Source organism: Pigmentiphaga litoralis, from assembly GCF_048632615.1.
In the GTDB taxonomy this organism is placed as follows: Bacteria; Pseudomonadota; Gammaproteobacteria; order Burkholderiales; family Burkholderiaceae_B; genus Pigmentiphaga; species Pigmentiphaga litoralis_B.
This window is the reverse complement of the sequence record NZ_CP184480.1, coordinates 69,477-84,991: the sequence shown is the minus strand read 5'-3', so window position 1 is coordinate 84,991 and position 15,515 is coordinate 69,477. Positions and strand designations below refer to the sequence as shown.

Annotated in this window: 13 protein-coding genes and 1 pseudogene; 5 read left to right on the top strand and 9 right to left on the bottom strand. The window is 56.7% G+C overall.

Annotation, left to right across the window (positions count from 1 at the left end; all coding sequences use genetic code 11):
• Position 1: 1 nt before the first annotated feature.
• The 4 genes from ACNANG_RS26105 to ACNANG_RS26090 form a co-directional block, all read right to left on the bottom strand.
• Positions 2 to 1,459, bottom strand: a complete 1,458-nt coding sequence (locus ACNANG_RS26105; RefSeq protein ID WP_407792394.1) for an aldehyde dehydrogenase family protein — start codon at positions 1,457 to 1,459, stop codon at positions 2 to 4.
• A 33-nt stretch (positions 1,460 to 1,492) separates the two neighbouring features.
• The gene (locus ACNANG_RS26100; RefSeq protein WP_407792393.1) at positions 1,493 to 2,389 is read right to left on the bottom strand and encodes an amidohydrolase family protein; all 897 of its coding nucleotides are present in this window, start codon (positions 2,387 to 2,389) and stop codon (positions 1,493 to 1,495) included.
• A gap of 26 nt (positions 2,390 to 2,415) precedes the next feature.
• Positions 2,416 to 3,339, bottom strand: a complete 924-nt coding sequence (locus tag ACNANG_RS26095) for a Bug family tripartite tricarboxylate transporter substrate binding protein (RefSeq protein ID WP_407792392.1) — start codon at positions 3,337 to 3,339, stop codon at positions 2,416 to 2,418.
• A 131-nt stretch (positions 3,340 to 3,470) separates the two neighbouring features.
• On the bottom strand, positions 3,471 to 4,319 hold the full coding sequence (locus ACNANG_RS26090; RefSeq protein WP_407792391.1) for an HD domain-containing protein: 849 nt from the start codon (positions 4,317 to 4,319) through the stop codon (positions 3,471 to 3,473).
• 252 nt (positions 4,320 to 4,571) lie between these two features.
• Between ACNANG_RS26090 and ACNANG_RS26085 the strand changes: the two genes are divergently transcribed.
• Together ACNANG_RS26085 and ACNANG_RS26080 are read left to right on the top strand one after the other, a co-directional pair.
• A complete protein-coding gene (locus ACNANG_RS26085) occupies positions 4,572 to 5,483 on the top strand; it encodes a LysR family transcriptional regulator (protein ID WP_407792390.1) in 912 nt (303 codons plus the stop codon).
• Positions 5,484 to 5,860: 377 nt separating this feature from the next.
• A pseudogene (locus ACNANG_RS26080) lies at positions 5,861 to 5,996 on the top strand (Rid family hydrolase); the annotation flags it as partial.
• A 412-nt stretch (positions 5,997 to 6,408) separates the two neighbouring features.
• Here the strand turns inward: ACNANG_RS26080 and ACNANG_RS26075 are convergent.
• The 5 genes from ACNANG_RS26075 to ACNANG_RS26055 form a co-directional block, all read right to left on the bottom strand.
• Entirely contained in the window at positions 6,409 to 7,647 is a 1,239-nt protein-coding gene (locus tag ACNANG_RS26075) for a D-amino acid dehydrogenase (RefSeq protein WP_407792389.1), read from the bottom strand.
• Positions 7,648 to 7,860: 213 nt separating this feature from the next.
• Entirely contained in the window at positions 7,861 to 8,619 is a 759-nt protein-coding gene (locus ACNANG_RS26070) for a Bug family tripartite tricarboxylate transporter substrate binding protein (RefSeq protein WP_420227710.1), read from the bottom strand.
• Positions 8,620 to 8,690: 71 nt separating this feature from the next.
• Positions 8,691 to 9,680, bottom strand: a complete 990-nt coding sequence (locus ACNANG_RS26065) for a tripartite tricarboxylate transporter substrate-binding protein (protein ID WP_407792387.1) — start codon at positions 9,678 to 9,680, stop codon at positions 8,691 to 8,693.
• Between the two features lie 26 nt (positions 9,681 to 9,706).
• A complete protein-coding gene (locus ACNANG_RS26060) occupies positions 9,707 to 10,888 on the bottom strand; it encodes a M24 family metallopeptidase (protein ID WP_407792386.1) in 1,182 nt (393 codons plus the stop codon).
• 40 nt (positions 10,889 to 10,928) lie between these two features.
• Positions 10,929 to 11,981 (bottom strand): threonine aldolase family protein, encoded by a 1,053-nt coding sequence (locus ACNANG_RS26055; RefSeq protein WP_407792385.1) that lies wholly within the window; start codon positions 11,979 to 11,981, stop codon positions 10,929 to 10,931.
• 114 nt (positions 11,982 to 12,095) lie between these two features.
• Here ACNANG_RS26055 and ACNANG_RS26050 point away from each other — a divergent pair, with 114 nt between their 5' ends.
• From ACNANG_RS26050 to ACNANG_RS26040, 3 genes are all read left to right on the top strand, one after another.
• Positions 12,096 to 12,977, top strand: coding sequence for a LysR family transcriptional regulator (locus ACNANG_RS26050; RefSeq protein WP_407792384.1), 882 nt, complete (start codon positions 12,096 to 12,098; stop codon positions 12,975 to 12,977).
• A 257-nt stretch (positions 12,978 to 13,234) separates the two neighbouring features.
• On the top strand, positions 13,235 to 13,612 hold the full coding sequence (locus tag ACNANG_RS26045; RefSeq protein ID WP_407792383.1) for a hypothetical protein: 378 nt from the start codon (positions 13,235 to 13,237) through the stop codon (positions 13,610 to 13,612).
• A gap of 105 nt (positions 13,613 to 13,717) precedes the next feature.
• Positions 13,718 to 15,454, top strand: a complete 1,737-nt coding sequence (locus ACNANG_RS26040) for a CocE/NonD family hydrolase (RefSeq protein ID WP_407792382.1) — start codon at positions 13,718 to 13,720, stop codon at positions 15,452 to 15,454.
• The last annotated feature ends 61 nt before the right edge of the window (positions 15,455 to 15,515 follow it).

Here is a 15,515-nt window from a genome sequence, read left to right as displayed (position 1 = left end):
CTCAGGACAGAGGGGGGATCAAGATATTTATCGATTTAAGATCGGTGTAACCCATGATTTCTTCCAGCCCTTCTTCTCGGCCAACACCACTGTTTTTAAATCCGCCGTAGGGGACTCCGGTATAGTGTGGCCCCACGCAATTGATCCACACATAGCCGACCCTTAGCCTACGTGCAAAGCCGATCGCTGCTCCTACGTCCCGACCAATGACGGAGGCAGTAAGGCCGAGGGTTGCGAGATTGTCTTTCTCCAGTATCTCTGTAGGTTTGGACCATCGCATCACGCTCAATACAGGGCCAAATATTTCTTCTGTGCTCAGCGCATGCTCGGCTGTCACGTCTGCAAAAAGCGTCGGCTCAATCCAATACCCGGCGGCGAAAGCGCTTCCCTTGGGCCGCTCCCCTCCGACCAATAGCGTTGCACCTTGCGCAACACCCTTCTCAACTGCCGCATTTACCTTTTCGTAATGCGCTGCACTGATGAGCGGCCCCATGCCAGAATCTGCATCGAACGGGTCACCTACCTTGATGCGTCGGATTTTTTTCTCAACCAGCGCCATCACGGCATCGTATACAGCGTCGTGCAGCATGAGGCAGCTTGTTGAACCACAAGATTGACCCTGCCACTCGAAGTTCATGCCCGCGATTGCTAGGTCAGCCGCTCTCTCGACATCTGCGTCGGCCATCACGACCATCATGTTCTTGCCGCCAAGTTCATGTGTGATGTGTTTGATGCTTACCTCAGCAGCAGCCCGCTGAATTGCCAGGGCCGTGTTTACCGAGCCTATAAACCCGATACGTTTCACCCGGGGATCCCGAACGAGGGCGTCTCCGGTACGCAAACCGCTTCCGCTCAGGATGTTGACTACGCCAGCAGGTAAGGTCTGCTGACAAATCTCAGCCAGTATTCCGCCCGACAGGGGCGCTTGATCTGGGCTCTTCATTACGACCGAGTTACCAGCGATCAGGGGAGCACCTAATCGCGACGCCTGGAAATAGAAGGGATGGTTGAAAGCGACGATTCGGCCCACCGTCCCGAATGGCTCTCGTTCGGAAAGGTGGAGGTGCGTGGGGGTCGCCGGGTACGTGGTTCCGGTAATGGCATGTCCGAGCCCGGCGTAAAACTCGATTCTCGCCGCTGCACGTTCGACATCGTCCAACATAGCTGTAAAAAGGTTGCCTGTGTCCCGCGTTTCTGTCTTAGCGATTTCGTGTTTGCGCGAGCGAATACCTGCAGCCAACGCTCTCATGTAGCTGCTACGCTTGTCGACACCGATGCTCGCCCATTCGGGCCATGCCGCCTCTCCCGCGCCAACCGCAGCCGCAACGTCCTGAGCGCCAGCGTTGGCGGCGAAGCCAATAACGCGTTCATTGGCTGGGTTGACCGTGGTCATTTCGCTGCCGTCGGATGCGTCAACCAACTCGCCGCCGATTAGAAGTCTTGCTTTGACTAAGTTCATGAGTATCCCAGATGCGTTTCCGACAAAACTCGCCTAGCTGACCGGATCAAAGTCATACAGCCTCTGCGGGTTGTCTGACAGAATCTTACGGATGACGACTTCATCGTCAGTCCAACGCGATACCAGGTTGAGTAAGTCGACGTCCAAGGGCATGGCGGCGTGGTTGACATGCGGCCAGTCGGATGCCCAAACCAGCCTGTCTGGGTTAGCGGCAATCAAAGCGCGTGCGAATGGGTCAATATCCAAATAGGGCGCCCCCGTCTCGGTCATACGATCGGCACCCGAAATCTTGGTCCAATAGCGGTTGCCCTCTGCAACCAAATCGCACAGCAGTCTGAAACCACGCTCTTCTACGCCTGCGCTGGGCACAAAACGTCCCATGTGGTCGACGACGATATCGATGGGCACTTTAGAAAAATGAGAGTGCAAATCTGGGAGATCTGCAACGTTGATCCAGACCTGAGCATGCCAGCCACGCTCTGCAATGCGCGGAGCGAGAACATCGAACGCCTGCATGCCGCTGCCACCGAGATACGCAAGCTTTCCATCCTTCTTGTACAGGTTGATGCGGATGCCCCGCACCCCCGCTGCGTGCAGCCGATCCAATTCCGCGTCAGTCGTTGTGTCCGGATCCAGCACTGCAATACCGCGTAGCCGGTCTCTGTGCCCCTGCAACGCGTCGTACAAAATGCGGCTGTCTCGGTTGTAGGCCGTTCCGTTGACGACGACAGCTCGATCGAGACTCATGCTGTCCATTAGGGCGAGCAACATTTCTACTGGAGCCTCTGGCGGTGAGTAGCTACGCGAATCGCCCAGCGGATATTTCTGGTACGGCCCGAATATGTGAACGTGGCAGTCGCACGCACCTTTAGGAACTTGGAACTCTGGCTTCTGCCCGAACGGCAGAGGTCCCGCAACAGGATTGATCATTCTATGATCCAACAAATTGGGTTAGGTTATTTGGAAGACGCAGCCTGCTGAAGAATAGACTTCCAGCGTGCAATCGTGTCAGAGATCATGTCCGTGACAGCTTGAGGTGAACCACCAATGGGTTGGGCGCCGAGCGCGTAAAACTTTTCGATTGTCGACGGTAGCGAGAGGAATCTGTTGATTTCACTGTTTAGACGGACAATGATCGCAGGTGCCACTTCTTTCGGGCCTACTAATGCAAAATGAACGCTTGCGGATAAGCCCGGATATCCTTGCTCGGTAGCAGTCTTCAGGTTCGGCAAGCCAGGAAATCGCTCACGTGAAGTGATCGCAACGGCATTCAGTCGCCCGTCTTTGATCATTCCTACTGTGGCCGCATTGACTACGTCCACTGCCAAACCAATTTCCTTGGCGATGGCTGCGTTCATTGCTGGAGCACCGCCCTGATATGGGACTAGAAGGAGCTTTGTTTGAGTCGTTGACTCGAGCAGTCGTGCGGTCAAGTCACCCATGGAACCAGGCCCGGGAGTGCCGATGTCCAACCCAGGGGCCTTGTTCGCACTGGCGACATACGACTGCAAATCCTCTACTCCTGTGTGCTTCCCTGAAACTATCAACATAGGAAACTGCCCAACAAGGCTGACAGGCGAGATGTCAGTGGAGGGGTCGTAGCCGAGGTCGTCGTAGAGAAATCGATTATTAGCAAGGGGGCCAGACGACGACAGAACGAATGTATACCCGTCTGATTTGGCCTTAACCCCTGCACGCGTGCCAATATTCCCAGCGGCGCCGGCCCGGTTCAGCACTACGAAGGTCTTTCCCAACGCATCTTCCAGGTGCTTCGCCATCATTCTGGCAATTGCATCCTGACTGCCCCCGGCTGGGAAGGGCACGATGATTGTTACGGTATGGGTGGGCCAGTTAGTTTCTTCAGCTTGAACTGCAGGCATGGCTAACAACAACGCTAGCCAAACGCCGAAAAAAATCGGAAAAGAGGATATTGTTCGTTTCGCATGGCAGGCACCCCGATTTGAGTTACGTCAACTGAATGGTTGTCTCCTGAACAATGCCTGCAGCCTCTCTAAAGTGGGCTATCAGGATTTATTAGTGTTCGCCACATATGACTTGTTGGGCTCGAATCCCTCCCAAGCCCAGTCTCGGGCTGTCTGAAATGCCGTCCAATGATGTCGTCAAACTCGTGCACTGAAATTATGGCGTCTGGATCGAACGCATAGAAGTCATTGAGCGTGACCTGGCGAGCGTCTTGGTACCAAGGATGGTTAACCGCGAAGTAGTAGTCTCGTAAGATATGGGCCGGCGGGACATAGTCAACGCCGAATAGCCGGTAGTAGCGCTTGGGATACTCGTAATTTGATTCTGGATCGGCAAAAAAACGCAGCGCTTGGTGATAGCGCACGGCAAAATAAACTCTTTCCGACACGTACGGCTCAATCAGCTGCGCGCTCCAATAACCATGATCGGCTTTCATCAGATAATTGCCGACGTCATGCAGCAGACACGCAAGAATCACTTCTTCAGAAGCACCCTTTCTTCGAGCTAGCGCAGCACTCTGCAGTAGATGCCCAGCGGGGGCGAACCGAAAATTGAAGAAGTCTTGCAGTGTCGGTGCGGGTGGCATCGGTGATAGCTTGCTCACCTTAATTCCACTCATATCTTCGTCATTGCCAATGCGAGCCGGGATTGCTCGAAAAATTTTGCCAACTCCCCGGCGAAAGTCTCTTGTCTCGATATCTCCGTTGATATCGTCCGCCGTTGGCGAGCCTGGGTAGGCTATTTTCGCTGCTAGCACCTCGTCCAGTTTCTTAGAAAGAAAACCTTCTATTGCATCTGCCCGACCTTCGTGGTCCATCTGATCGGCGACGTCTTGCCCGCCAATATATCGGATCAGAGATTCTCGATCGATTTCCATTTACTCACCTAGGACTTTGAAATAGTGAAGTGCCGTCATTCTGCGTGCGTTGACGTTGATGGTAAATATGGCGATCGGCGATGCATTTAACCTCCTCGGAGCACAGCAATAACTAATCGAAGTGGAGGATCATGTCTTTGCAGAGGCGGGAGTGCTTGCTGTATCTTACGGCCTATCAGGGTTCGAATCGTAGCAATTATTCGAGTTGTCGATTGCCGATTCGGCATTCGACCCCATTCCAAGGATGCCGATATGTCCTACCGTATTCTTCAAGAGACGGCGGTGCGTTACTTTCTCGAGGTCGCGCGTACTGGCTCGATCAAAGAAGCAGCACTTAGACTGAATGTCGTCCCCTCCGCGGTAAGCCGGCAGATCGCGAGACTGGAGGCAGAGCTCGGCACGCTTCTCTTTGACCGACATGCCCGGGGCCTTATTCCGAATGCGGCTGGTGAATTGCTTGCGTCGCACGCAAAAAGGGTGCAGCAGGAAATTGAGCGCGTCACGACAGATATTCATGCGTTACGCGGGGTCAAAGTCGGGCGCGTGCGGGTAGCAAGCGTAGATGGGCTTGTTCACGACTTTATGCCCGAGTTGATAGCGCAGTTTCGGCGTAGTTTTGCCGGAATTCGCGTCGACCTAGAAGTCTGTCTCCACGGCGAGGTCGCTCGCAAGATCAGAGACGGAGATGCTGATGTTGGCATCACATTGAGTGTGATGCCAGAACCTGAGATCATCGTCGAGCTTCGGCACCCGGGACCAGTTCTCGCCATAGTTTCTCCTCAGCATCCTCTGGCGCAATTTCGGCAGGTGGCCCTTTCACAGGTAGTTGCTTATCCCTTGGCTTTACCGCCAGCTGAAAGCTCCGTGCGCCAACTGATAGATGCAAGCTGTAGTCGGCAAGGCTTGAACTATGAGGCAGTTTTTTGCAGCAATAATATGGATTCACTTGCTGGACTTGCCGGTGCAGGGGACGGCGTTATTGCGTTCTACGGAGAGCTGTCTATTCGTCGACGTCTTGCGGAACGGACATTAGTTGGCATTCCATTCATCGATCGAGAGTTCAATGAACGATATTTAGAAATCCAGACTTCCGCGCGTGGGGGACTGTCACCCGCAGGTCGGACTTTTGTTGAATGCCTTAAGCTGGCGATGCTAGGGGTTTGAGTGCAAGCAAGCTTCGATTTGATTCTTGGGCCCCACAACGCGGGCTGTACATCTCCGGCTGGCGGCGAAATCGGCGGTGGGTTGACCCTATACAGACAACGACTTGCGCTACAAACAAAATTTTTTTCTTACTGAGAGCGCAGGTCAATTATCTGCGCTCTGGAGCGCGACGCGGTCGTTAGCTATAGGACAGCAAATAAGGCGACTTGAGTCAGCGCGCCGACGTGCACTGTTAGACCCTATTTGTCTAGCCACGTCGGGCGAACACCATGCATACCGGACTGCCGCAGGCCGCTGATAGCCCGGTATCTGCGAATCCGCCTGACCCACCATCAACTGCGAAAATTGCGATGAGATGACTGTCTTCGTTTTACACAAGCGAGTTCGCGGAGCTGAATGCGGTTTACAGCTCTTTTTTTTGTAGCGCTCTACCCTGCTCGTGCTTGCAATCAGGTTTCGGCCCTTCCGAAAGGCGCACAAGTGGAAGTCGAGGCAGTTATCGCCTTGGCGTGACTGGGCAGGTCATCGTTTTGCGTTTACCCCTTAATGGCCGATGTAGCTTTCGTTCACGATATTAGCGCGGGGTGACATAACCGCCGTATAGCCAAGTCACGGTTCCGTTCCACAGCTACGGTTGGCCAAACGGCATGTGCCTTGAGGTTAACGCCCGCGTATGTTGCATACGGCGCGAAGCAGATGTGGCGCGCCCCGCGTTTAAATACTGATATAGATTGCGGGCCGCCGGTCAGCCACCGCCGATAAATGACTGCCGCTAGGAAGTCTGGACGGCCTAGGCTAGCGCCATGTGATTCTGAACATCAAGATCTGCCACACACAGCGTAGTCACTCGTAGACAGTCGCATTAAGAAGGCGCATTTTCATGAACTATCAACTCGTTGGGAGGTTACGCAGCGAGCTCGATCAACTATCGGTAAATTTTTTCTGACGTCCACGCAGAGTCGATTGCCTCAGCGATGAGCTCTGCCGTAGCTGCTGAGAGCGTCCAGCCCAAATGCCCGTGGCCCGTGTTGTAGAACACGCGTTGTCGAATGCCTTTTCCCACTTTCGGGAGCATGCTTGGAAGCATGGGACGCAGGCCGGCCCAGGGAATGACGCTGCGAGTGCTTACATTGGGAAAGCATTGATTGACCCAATCCACCAACGGCTTGATTCGGTCCATCCGAATATTGCGGTTGACACCATTGAACTCTGCAGTCCCGGCGACCCGGAACCTGTCCAAGCCCAACCGGCTGGTCACCAACTTGGTCTCGTCATCAAGCAGGCTCACGTGAGGAGCAGACTTCTGGCTCAATTCGTCGGTCAAATTCACGGTGATTGAATAGCCTTTTACCGGATAAACATTGATGCGGTCTCCCAGCGTCTTCGCGATGTTTCGGCTGCCGACGCCAGCGCAAACGACCATGGCGTCAGCCTGCAGCTGCTCTTCCTTGCCGTCAGAAGTAAAGGCGATTTTCACGCCTTGCTCGGAAGCGTCTGCCCGCACAACTTCAGCACCATAGATGAACTTCACACCACGCTTTTTAGCTGCGGCGGCCAGACCGTGCGTAAATTTGTGAATGTCGCCAGTGGAATCGCTTTCGGTGAAAAACCCGCCGTGGTATTTGCCTGCCAATGTCGGCTCGATTTCCCGTATCTCAGAAGGGCTCAATTGCCGACGCGCCAGCCCGCCTTCGGCCAGTAGCTTGGAAACACGCACGGCATGATCAAAGCTCTCTTTTTTACGATAGATATGCAAAATGCCTTCTTTTTTATGGTCGAAGTCGATCTGTTCGGCTTCTGCCCAAGAAAAAAGATGTTTGCGAGCTTCAATGGCTAGCCTTGCCGTGGCGACAGTATTGCTCTCGTAACGGGGAATGTTTGCCATGAATTCCATGAACCAACAGAGCTTGTGCCAGCTCGGCATGGGATTGATCAGCAGCGGCGCATCCGCAGTGAACATCCATCTGATGCCTTTCAATACGGTCGAGCTATGGTTCCAAACTTCGGCATTGGAAGCTGAGAGTTGGCCACCATTGGCGAAGGACGTATCCATTGCCGCATATCGATGACGCTCTAGCACAGTGACGTCGAAACCGCGCAAGGCCAAGGCATATGCGGTAGTCACGCCAGTAATCCCAGCACCAAGAACTGCGATTCTTTTCATTGAAGGCTTCATTGCATCACGTTTGGATTGGTTAGGTTTATCAGTTAACGGTGGCGCCAGACTCGCGGACGATCCGCTGCCACTTGACCCGGTCCTTGTTAAGGAATGTGCCGAAGGCTGCCGCATTGCCGGGTTGCGCAAAAATCCATCGCTCCAACAGTGCCTTCTGCAGGTCAGGGGTTTGCAGCGCTCGCTCGAAATTGCGGCTAAGCGTCAGGACACGTCTGCTGGCGTGCGGACGGGCACGACAACACCGTAGAACAGGTAGTAGTCGAAATCGGGATAACCTGACTCGATGAGCGTCGGTATATTTGGCAAAGCACCAACCCGTGTTGCCGATGTCGCGGCCAAGGCCCAGAGTTTGCTTGTCTGAACCAAAGGCAGCGCTGCTGTCAACGACGCAAAGTAGATGTCGACCTGCTTTTCCAGCAGGTCTGTCATAGCCGGACCAGCGCCTTTGTAGGGAACGTGAAGGAACCTAGCGCCACTTTGCTTTTGGAAGCCCTCGCTGACGAGATGGCCAACGGTACCGTTGCCGAAGGAGGCGTAAGTCAGGGGAGTTTTCTTGGCTGTTTCGACGACGTCTTTCAAAGTCCGGTACGGCCTGCCTGCCTCCGTGACCAGCACGAGAGGACCCGTCCCAATGAGGGCCACCGGTGCCAGTTGTTTCTCCTGATCCACCGGCATCGACTTGTACAGGTACTGGTTGACGGTCAGATTGCTCGTTTCGCCCATCACTAAGGTATAGCCATCAGCCGGCGCTGCTGCTCCCGCGGCCAACCCGATGTTGCCGCCTGCACCAGGGCGGGTGTCGACGAAAAATTCCCACTTGGTCAACTCAGTGACGTTGGCTGTGACAAGACGAGCCGTGGTATCGGTGCCGCTTGGCGGGCTGGGCGAAATCATCTTGATGGGCTTGTTGGGGAAAGCCTGCGCCTGCGCATTTCCGATCACCGACACGGTGATCGCCAAGACAATCGCGACCCGTTGTATTTCTGACCTCATAAATTCTCCAACGATGTCGCTAACGTATTGATTCCGCGTCAACGTTTGAGCTTGTTGATTTCGTTCATTTCGGAGGCAAAGGCCGGCTCGTAGGGCTCGCCTGCGGCGCCAAGCGACAGGTCGCTGAGATTGTTTTGTTGGAGATAGCTTGTAAAGACGCTCCCGCTGCGAGCGGCCAGCATGGCTTGCTGGAGTTCCTGGTAGGCCTTGGGATTCTTTTGTGCGAACGCCGCAGACACCACATAAACGCCGTAGCGCGCAAGGAAATGCGGCGAGGACATCCACACGCCATAGGTCGTCAGCAAGCTCTGCAGGGTGGGTGCCTCCGGCCAACGCGGACTTGTTTTGTCCGACCCGATGAAAAGCGCAGTGGTCTTGGACCGCATGTTCGAGCGCACGAAGTCATCACCGAGATTGGCCGTGACATCTCCGGCCAGCAGTGCATTGATGGCTTCCCCACCGCCCTTGTAGGGAATTACCAGCACGTCGATCTTCAACTGCTCCACTAACCATTGCGCCATGGTCTCCTGGGCCGACCCGCCGGTGACGGAGATGGCCAGTTTGCCGGGACTTGCCTTCGCCTGGCTGACGAATTTGGCAAAGGAATCAATGCCGCTGTCGTTCTTCACGAGGAAGACGCGCGGTTCATGAAGGTCCGCCATGATCGTGCGGAAGTCGCTCAGCTTGAAGCCAGCATTGCCGCGTGCCACCGCCAGGCTGAGATCGGGCTGGTTGATGGCTAGGACGGCCGAGCCGTCGGCCCCTTCCCGCAGAAGTGCCGAAGCGGCGATCTGCCCGCCCGCGCCGGGCACGTTGCGTACCACCACGCTACGGCCATTCAAGGCGGTCTGAAGCGGCATGGAGATCAGGCGCGCGAACGCATCCGTGCTGCCGCCTGGTGGATAGCCGATCATTATTTGCAAGGGCTTCTCGCCTTGCGCCATTGCGAGCCTTGGCAGGGCTGCCGCCAAGGAAGACGCCCCCAGGGCCGTGACGATACTGCGACGGACACTCGAAAACCGGTTCATGCTTTTCTCCTGATCGCCAAGACGAATTAACCTAGCAGGCGTTCATCGTGGGGGGTGGTATTGATCTGTTCGTAGCCGTCGGCGGTGACGACCACCACGTCTTCGAGGTGAGCGCCGCCAACGTGAGGCTGGTCCGGCAGCACCACGCGCGGCTCCAGGCACATGACCATGTTTTCCTCAACCACGAAATCCACTCGGCGGTCCACCAGCGGCTCGCCGTGCAGGCCGTAGCCAAGTTGGTGGCCGGTGTTGCCGGTGTAGACGTAGTCACCCCAGCCGTGATCGGCAATGACCTCTCGGGCGCGCGCATCCACGGCCTTGCCGGTGACACCCGGGCGAATCATCTTCTTGGCCTCCTGCAGGGCCTCGTATGTGGCACGGTAGATGGCCCGCTGGGTCTCGGTTGCAGTGCCGCTGCTGAGCACCGTGCGGCCGAGGTCACCGGTGTAGCCCTTAACCACTGCGCCGATGTCGAGGATCACCGTCTCGTTCTCGCCGATGATCTTCTCGGTTGCGATGCGTTCGAACATGGACGCGTTAGGACCCGAGGCCACTAGCGGGATAAAGGGCTCGAATTCGGAGCCAGCCATGCGCATGGCGGTGACGGCCGCGGCGGAGATCGAGTGCTCGCTCACACCCGGCCGAACAGCTTGGATGGCCGCCAGCGCGCCCAGGTCAGCCACTCGCACGGCATTGCGGATCAGTTCGATCTCGAGAGGATGCTTCACGGCGGTCAGCTGCAACCACATGGGCGTCACATCGCCGATTTCCAACGCAGGCAACGCTTGGCTGAGACCCCGGAACACCATGTGCGGCATGACGTCGGTCGCCACGCGGCCGCTGGCCACGCCGTAATCCGAAAGCATCTTCTCGATGGTCTCGTGCCACTTCGAGACATGCGGCAAGCGGCGAGCGTCCTCAATGTCCGACTTGAAGCGAATGCGCAAGTCATCGCTGCCAGAGATGTAGCCCACAACAGGGGGCTTGCCCTTGACCACCAGGGCGACGTACTCCGGCTCCAGGAAAGGGCGGAAGCCTTTCACATAGAAGTCGGTCACATAGCGCACCGCTTCAGCCTTGAAAAACAAGAAAGCGTCAAAGCCGGAGGCCTCCAGGGCTTTTTGCAGCTTGGCCTGCTTGATGGCGTGCAGTTCGTCACCGCAGTAGAAGCTGGGTGACTGCTTTTCGAAACTAATCTTTTTATCCATGGTGCCTTCTTTATGAGTGAAGCCGAAAAGAGTCCGGTGCTTAGATCGGACCGGCGTTGCGAGCGACGGCGGTGAATGCCTCGATGGCCGTCTGGATAGAATCGGCAGCGATGTGGCGGTGGGTTACGCAGCGCAGCAGCGCTGGTCCCCAAGGGCGCACCAGCACATGACGATTTCGCAGCGCGGCTTCCCATTGCTTCGCGTTCATGCCAGTGCCTGAGACATCGACCTGCACGATGTTGGTTTGAGGCTGTCGGATGCGCAGGCCTGCGACACCAGACAGGCCCTCGCCCAGCGCTTTGGCGTTTTCGTGGTCGTCGGCCAGCCGGCCTACCATCGACTGCAGACCTTCGAGTCCAGCGGCTGCCGCAATACCGACCTGCCGCTGCGAAGCGCCGATAAGCTTTCGCAACAGACGGGCACGCTGTATGGTTTCCTTTGGCCCGACCAGGACAGCGCCCATGGGCGCGCTCAGTCCTTTCGACAAACACACCGAAACGGTGTCGGCATGCTGGCAAAGCGTTGCAGCATCCACGCCAAGGGCCACTGCTGCGTTGAACATACGCGCGCCGTCCAGATGCACACTGACGCCGCCACGTTGAGAGATCTGGTGGACCTGCTGCATGTGCGCCAGCGAGGCTACCGACCCGCCTTCGTTGTTGTGCGAGGTCTCGGCGCAAACCAGAGCCGGTTTGAGGTTGCCCTTGGTCGATGCCAAGGTGGCTTCGAGCAGCGCTAGGTCCAATGCACCGTTCGGATCGGGAATTGGCTGGTAGAAGGCGCCGGTGAAGGTTGCCGCCCCACGCTCGGCCGTGTAGATGTGTGAGCTCGAGCCCGTCAGGATGACGTCCTGGCGCGGCACTTGAGCCAAGATGGAAAGCAGGTTGGCCATCGTCGCGCTGGGCGCATACAGGCCCGCTGCCTTGCCCAGCAGAGAAGCAGTAAAGCCTTCCAGCTCCTGTGCTGTTGGGTCGCCGTCGAGACCGTCGTCGCCAAGCGGTGCAGTCGCCATGCGCCGATACATCGCCTCGGTGGGAAGCGTGACAGTGTCACTGCGAAGGTCGATGGTCTGAAGGGATAAAGAGTCGGTCATACGGGTTCCCGGAATGCCGGTCTACGGCGGTCAGCGTCTCGATGACATGAATTCTGAACCTGTCTTCATTGAGCTGTTTTGATATATTCATGATTTCATTGTGAGCAGAACTCAATGAATTTGACTGCGTTGAACACCTTGCGGGCCATCCTGGTGCATGGCAGTTTCACGGCTGCCGGTGCTGCCGTCGGTTGCACGCCAAGTGCCGTCAGCCTGCAGATCAAGCAGCTCGAAGAGTTCTTCGGGCAGCCACTTTTCGACCGCAGTACGCGGGTGCCGCGTCCCACTGAGTTCGCCGTAGAGATCGCCAACGCTGCCACCGACTTCAGCAATCGCATTGATGCGTTGCGGGTCAATCGGACCCGTGTTGTCGAGGGACGATTCCGTCTTGGAGTGATTACGAGCATGCAAAGTGAGCTGCTGCCGCCTGCGCTTCGCTTGCTGCGTGAGCGGCATCCGGCCTTGGACATCAAGGTTCCGCCGTTGAACGACACGGACGAACTCCTGATGCAACTGCGGGCCGGGCGTATTGATGCTGCCCTCCTGGTGCGACCCGAGAACGGCGGCTCTTCTCGGATGTCCTGGCTCGAACTGAGGCGCCAGCCGTATGTCATGTTGGCGCCGGCTGGGGCCAAAGAAACAACGCCGCGCGCGCTGTTGGCAGCCCACGACTGGATCGCTTATGACACTAGTCTTTCGGGTGGACGGGTTGCCGCGCGGCACGTAAGAACGCTGATGCCAGAGCTGAATTCCACGTGGGAGTTCCGCTCCATGGACGCCATTGTTTCCATGGTGTCGCTGGGCCTCGGGGTGACGGTGGTCCCGCAGCCGCGCCAGCCGCTATTGGAGGCCTATGGCCTAAAAGTGATTCCTCTAGGTCGCCAAGCGCCTTTTCGTCGCATCGCCATGGTCTGGCGCCGTGCAGACGAAGACAATCGTGTCGTCTCAGAAGTTGTGGCAGCCTTCAAAGACGTCCAAGGTGCCGATGGCACCTGATAGAGGACAAGCTTCCAATCACCCTTATGGAGCATCTGCACCATGACGAGGCGCTGAGAAAATTTTGATGCGGAAGGCCTGAGCGGTACTTCAGTCGACATTGACGAGTTGCCACGCTCAAGGGCTTCTGGCATTGCGAAAGGATCGGTAGTTGAGACGTTCAGGGCGAACGGCACCAGGTTGAGCAGATTCTCGGCCCGACCGGTGGCCTGCCTCAGGCCCGGGCCGAACGTGCATTTCAAGCGAGGAAGAACTCGATGGCCGCGCCGCTGGAGACGGCAGGCCGGGCTGTGCGCCCGCTGCGGGCAGCCTGCTATTCGAACTGGAGCTTGAGCCAGATCACCAAGGAGCCGAGGCGTTTGAACGAGGGGTTGTCAGCCGGCCATTTCGTTGTGCAGTACGGTGCCCGAGAAGATTTCTTCACGACCCAAGCTACCAAAATCTTATGTTCGGCAGCGGTCCGAATGAAAGTTATGCAGTATGAGACGGCAACAGATTTGCTGGGAATGGCGCTATCCATGACTGATCAGTGCCTTGGCGTTCGGCTGCCGCGAACGCACCATAAGGAAAAGTCGAATTCCCCGAACGCTAGCGACGAACGGATCATCCGCGTCACGGAGTTGATACGTCGATAAATACATGGCACGCATGCCGATAGGACGTGCAGCTCCCCGCGTGGCTCGCGACATGTCGCACGGCATGGCGGATACGGGCCGCGTTCCATTATCGGAGGAGACTCAATGACTACACGATCAACGATGACGTGGCGGCCGAAATACGTGCCATTCCGCGGCGCCCTGGCGACCGTTCTGCTGACTGCGTTACTGGCGGCTTGCGGAGGAGACAGTGATGACAGCCCCCGCACTGACGATGTCGGCGCAGTTGGCGCTGGCACACAATCGAGAAGCTGGGTCGAAGGGCCTGGAACTCTTCTTACTTCTACCGAGCGGTTCGCCATCAAAACTGACTCGGTGACCATTCCAATGCGCGACGGCATTCGCGTTGATGCAAGGCTATTGCTGCCTCAAGGGGTGCAGGACGGTCCACGCCCATGCGTATTGATGGCGAACGGCTATGGAATCGATACCCCTGGGCTGGAATCACAGGTGCTCGAAATGGCCGCCCGCGGGTACGCTGGAGTGCATGCCAGCTTGCGTGGATCTGGTAAGTCCCAAGGCACCTTAGGCCTCTATGACAATTTTGGGCCAGACGGATACGACATTGTTCAGTGGATGGCTGGCCAACCGTGGTGCAACGGCAAGGTCGGAATGATCGGCGCTTCACTGCTTGGAATCGTTCAATGGCAGACGGCGCGGCAAGCACCTCCAGCGTTAAAAGCGATTATTCCCCACGTGGCTTGCGGCGATTGCTACGACGTTCTTTGGTATCCAGGCGGTATGTTGCCTGGCCCCGGCCGGCGTGCTCGTGCCGGCATTGAATTTGATCTCGCCTCCCAGCATCGGAACTACGACGCGTTCTGGCAAGAACGCACGACACTTGATGCTGATCACAAAAAGATTGGTCAAAGTGGACTCGGGGTGATGATCACGGGCGGATGGAACGACTACATATCGCCCGCAAGTATCAAGGCCTACGAAGATTTGCCTGCGACAGCCAAGAAAATGTTGGTTGTGGGTCCGAGTGCCCACGGCACGGCCATCGCTGACCTGGCTCCCTTTTCATATGGAGAACAGCAGGCATTGTGGCTTGACCGGTATTTGCGCGACTTGGATCGCGGCGACGCAGCGAGAGGTCGAGCACTACTCTACGTGCAAGGTCCAAACAAGTGGCGGTATGAGAAGGACTGGCCGCTCCCTGACGAGCAGCGGGTCAGGCTCTATCTGAATGCTGCCAAAAGCGGTTCGATAAACAGCGTTAACGACGGTCTCATCGTTGCGCAGGCGCCGGCAGCAGGAGATAGCTTTGCATCCGCAAAGGTCACATATTCTCCCTCTGCCGGTCCCTTCCTGCACACGCTGTTGAGTGCGACTAATGGTCGGTCCACAGAGGACATGCATGCTATCCAGCAGAAAGTTTTGACTTGGTCTTCGGCGCCGCTCACCGTCTCGACGGAGGTGACAGGTCACGGAAAGCTAAATTTCTGGGCACAATTGAAAGGTGCTGATCCTGACTTCGTGGTTGAGGTGTCTGATGTCGCGCCGGACGGCTCGGCCCGTCAAGTCACAGCGGGGTATCTGAACGCTGCTCGCGCCAAATCCCGGGCGGCACCAGCTGCCGTGCCGCAAGACACGCCAACACAGTACGAGGTCAACATTTGGCCGACGTCTTACGTCTTCAAGGCGGGACATCGACTGCGCATCTCGGTAGCCGGCGGCACAGAAGAAACTGCTGGCCTCGTGGGTCCGCAAGGACCAGGCAAGAACCCCACGGCTTCGGAAATCTCGCTGTTGCAAGGGTCCAAGTACCCGTCGTATGTCGAATTACCACTCATAGGAACTGGTTGGATAGACCGCTAACAACAGCTTAGGTTGGAACGACTCGGCCGTACATGCCTAGAAGCACTACGGCCGAATTATT

Excerpts from the sequence above, each read along its gene's own strand:
- ACNANG_RS26055 (WP_407792385.1), bottom strand. The coding sequence starts at position 11,981 with ATGACCGACTCTTTATCCCTTCAGACCATCGACCTTCGCAGTGACACT.
- ACNANG_RS26040 (WP_407792382.1), top strand. The coding sequence starts at position 13,718 with ATGACTACACGATCAACGATGACGTGGCGGCCGAAATACGTGCCATTC.
- ACNANG_RS26085 (WP_407792390.1), top strand. The coding sequence starts at position 4,572 with ATGTCCTACCGTATTCTTCAAGAGACGGCGGTGCGTTACTTTCTCGAG.
- ACNANG_RS26060 (WP_407792386.1), bottom strand. The coding sequence starts at position 10,888 with ATGGATAAAAAGATTAGTTTCGAAAAGCAGTCACCCAGCTTCTACTGC.
- ACNANG_RS26105 (WP_407792394.1), bottom strand. The coding sequence starts at position 1,459 with ATGAACTTAGTCAAAGCAAGACTTCTAATCGGCGGCGAGTTGGTTGAC.
- ACNANG_RS26045 (WP_407792383.1), top strand. The coding sequence starts at position 13,235 with ATGGCCGCGCCGCTGGAGACGGCAGGCCGGGCTGTGCGCCCGCTGCGG.
- ACNANG_RS26100 (WP_407792393.1), bottom strand. The coding sequence starts at position 2,389 with ATGATCAATCCTGTTGCGGGACCTCTGCCGTTCGGGCAGAAGCCAGAG.
- ACNANG_RS26095 (WP_407792392.1), bottom strand. The coding sequence starts at position 3,339 with ATGCCTGCAGTTCAAGCTGAAGAAACTAACTGGCCCACCCATACCGTA.
- ACNANG_RS26050 (WP_407792384.1), top strand. The coding sequence starts at position 12,096 with ATGAATTTGACTGCGTTGAACACCTTGCGGGCCATCCTGGTGCATGGC.
- ACNANG_RS26075 (WP_407792389.1), bottom strand. The coding sequence starts at position 7,647 with ATGAAAAGAATCGCAGTTCTTGGTGCTGGGATTACTGGCGTGACTACC.
- ACNANG_RS26090 (WP_407792391.1), bottom strand. The coding sequence starts at position 4,319 with ATGGAAATCGATCGAGAATCTCTGATCCGATATATTGGCGGGCAAGAC.
- ACNANG_RS26065 (WP_407792387.1), bottom strand. The coding sequence starts at position 9,680 with ATGAACCGGTTTTCGAGTGTCCGTCGCAGTATCGTCACGGCCCTGGGG.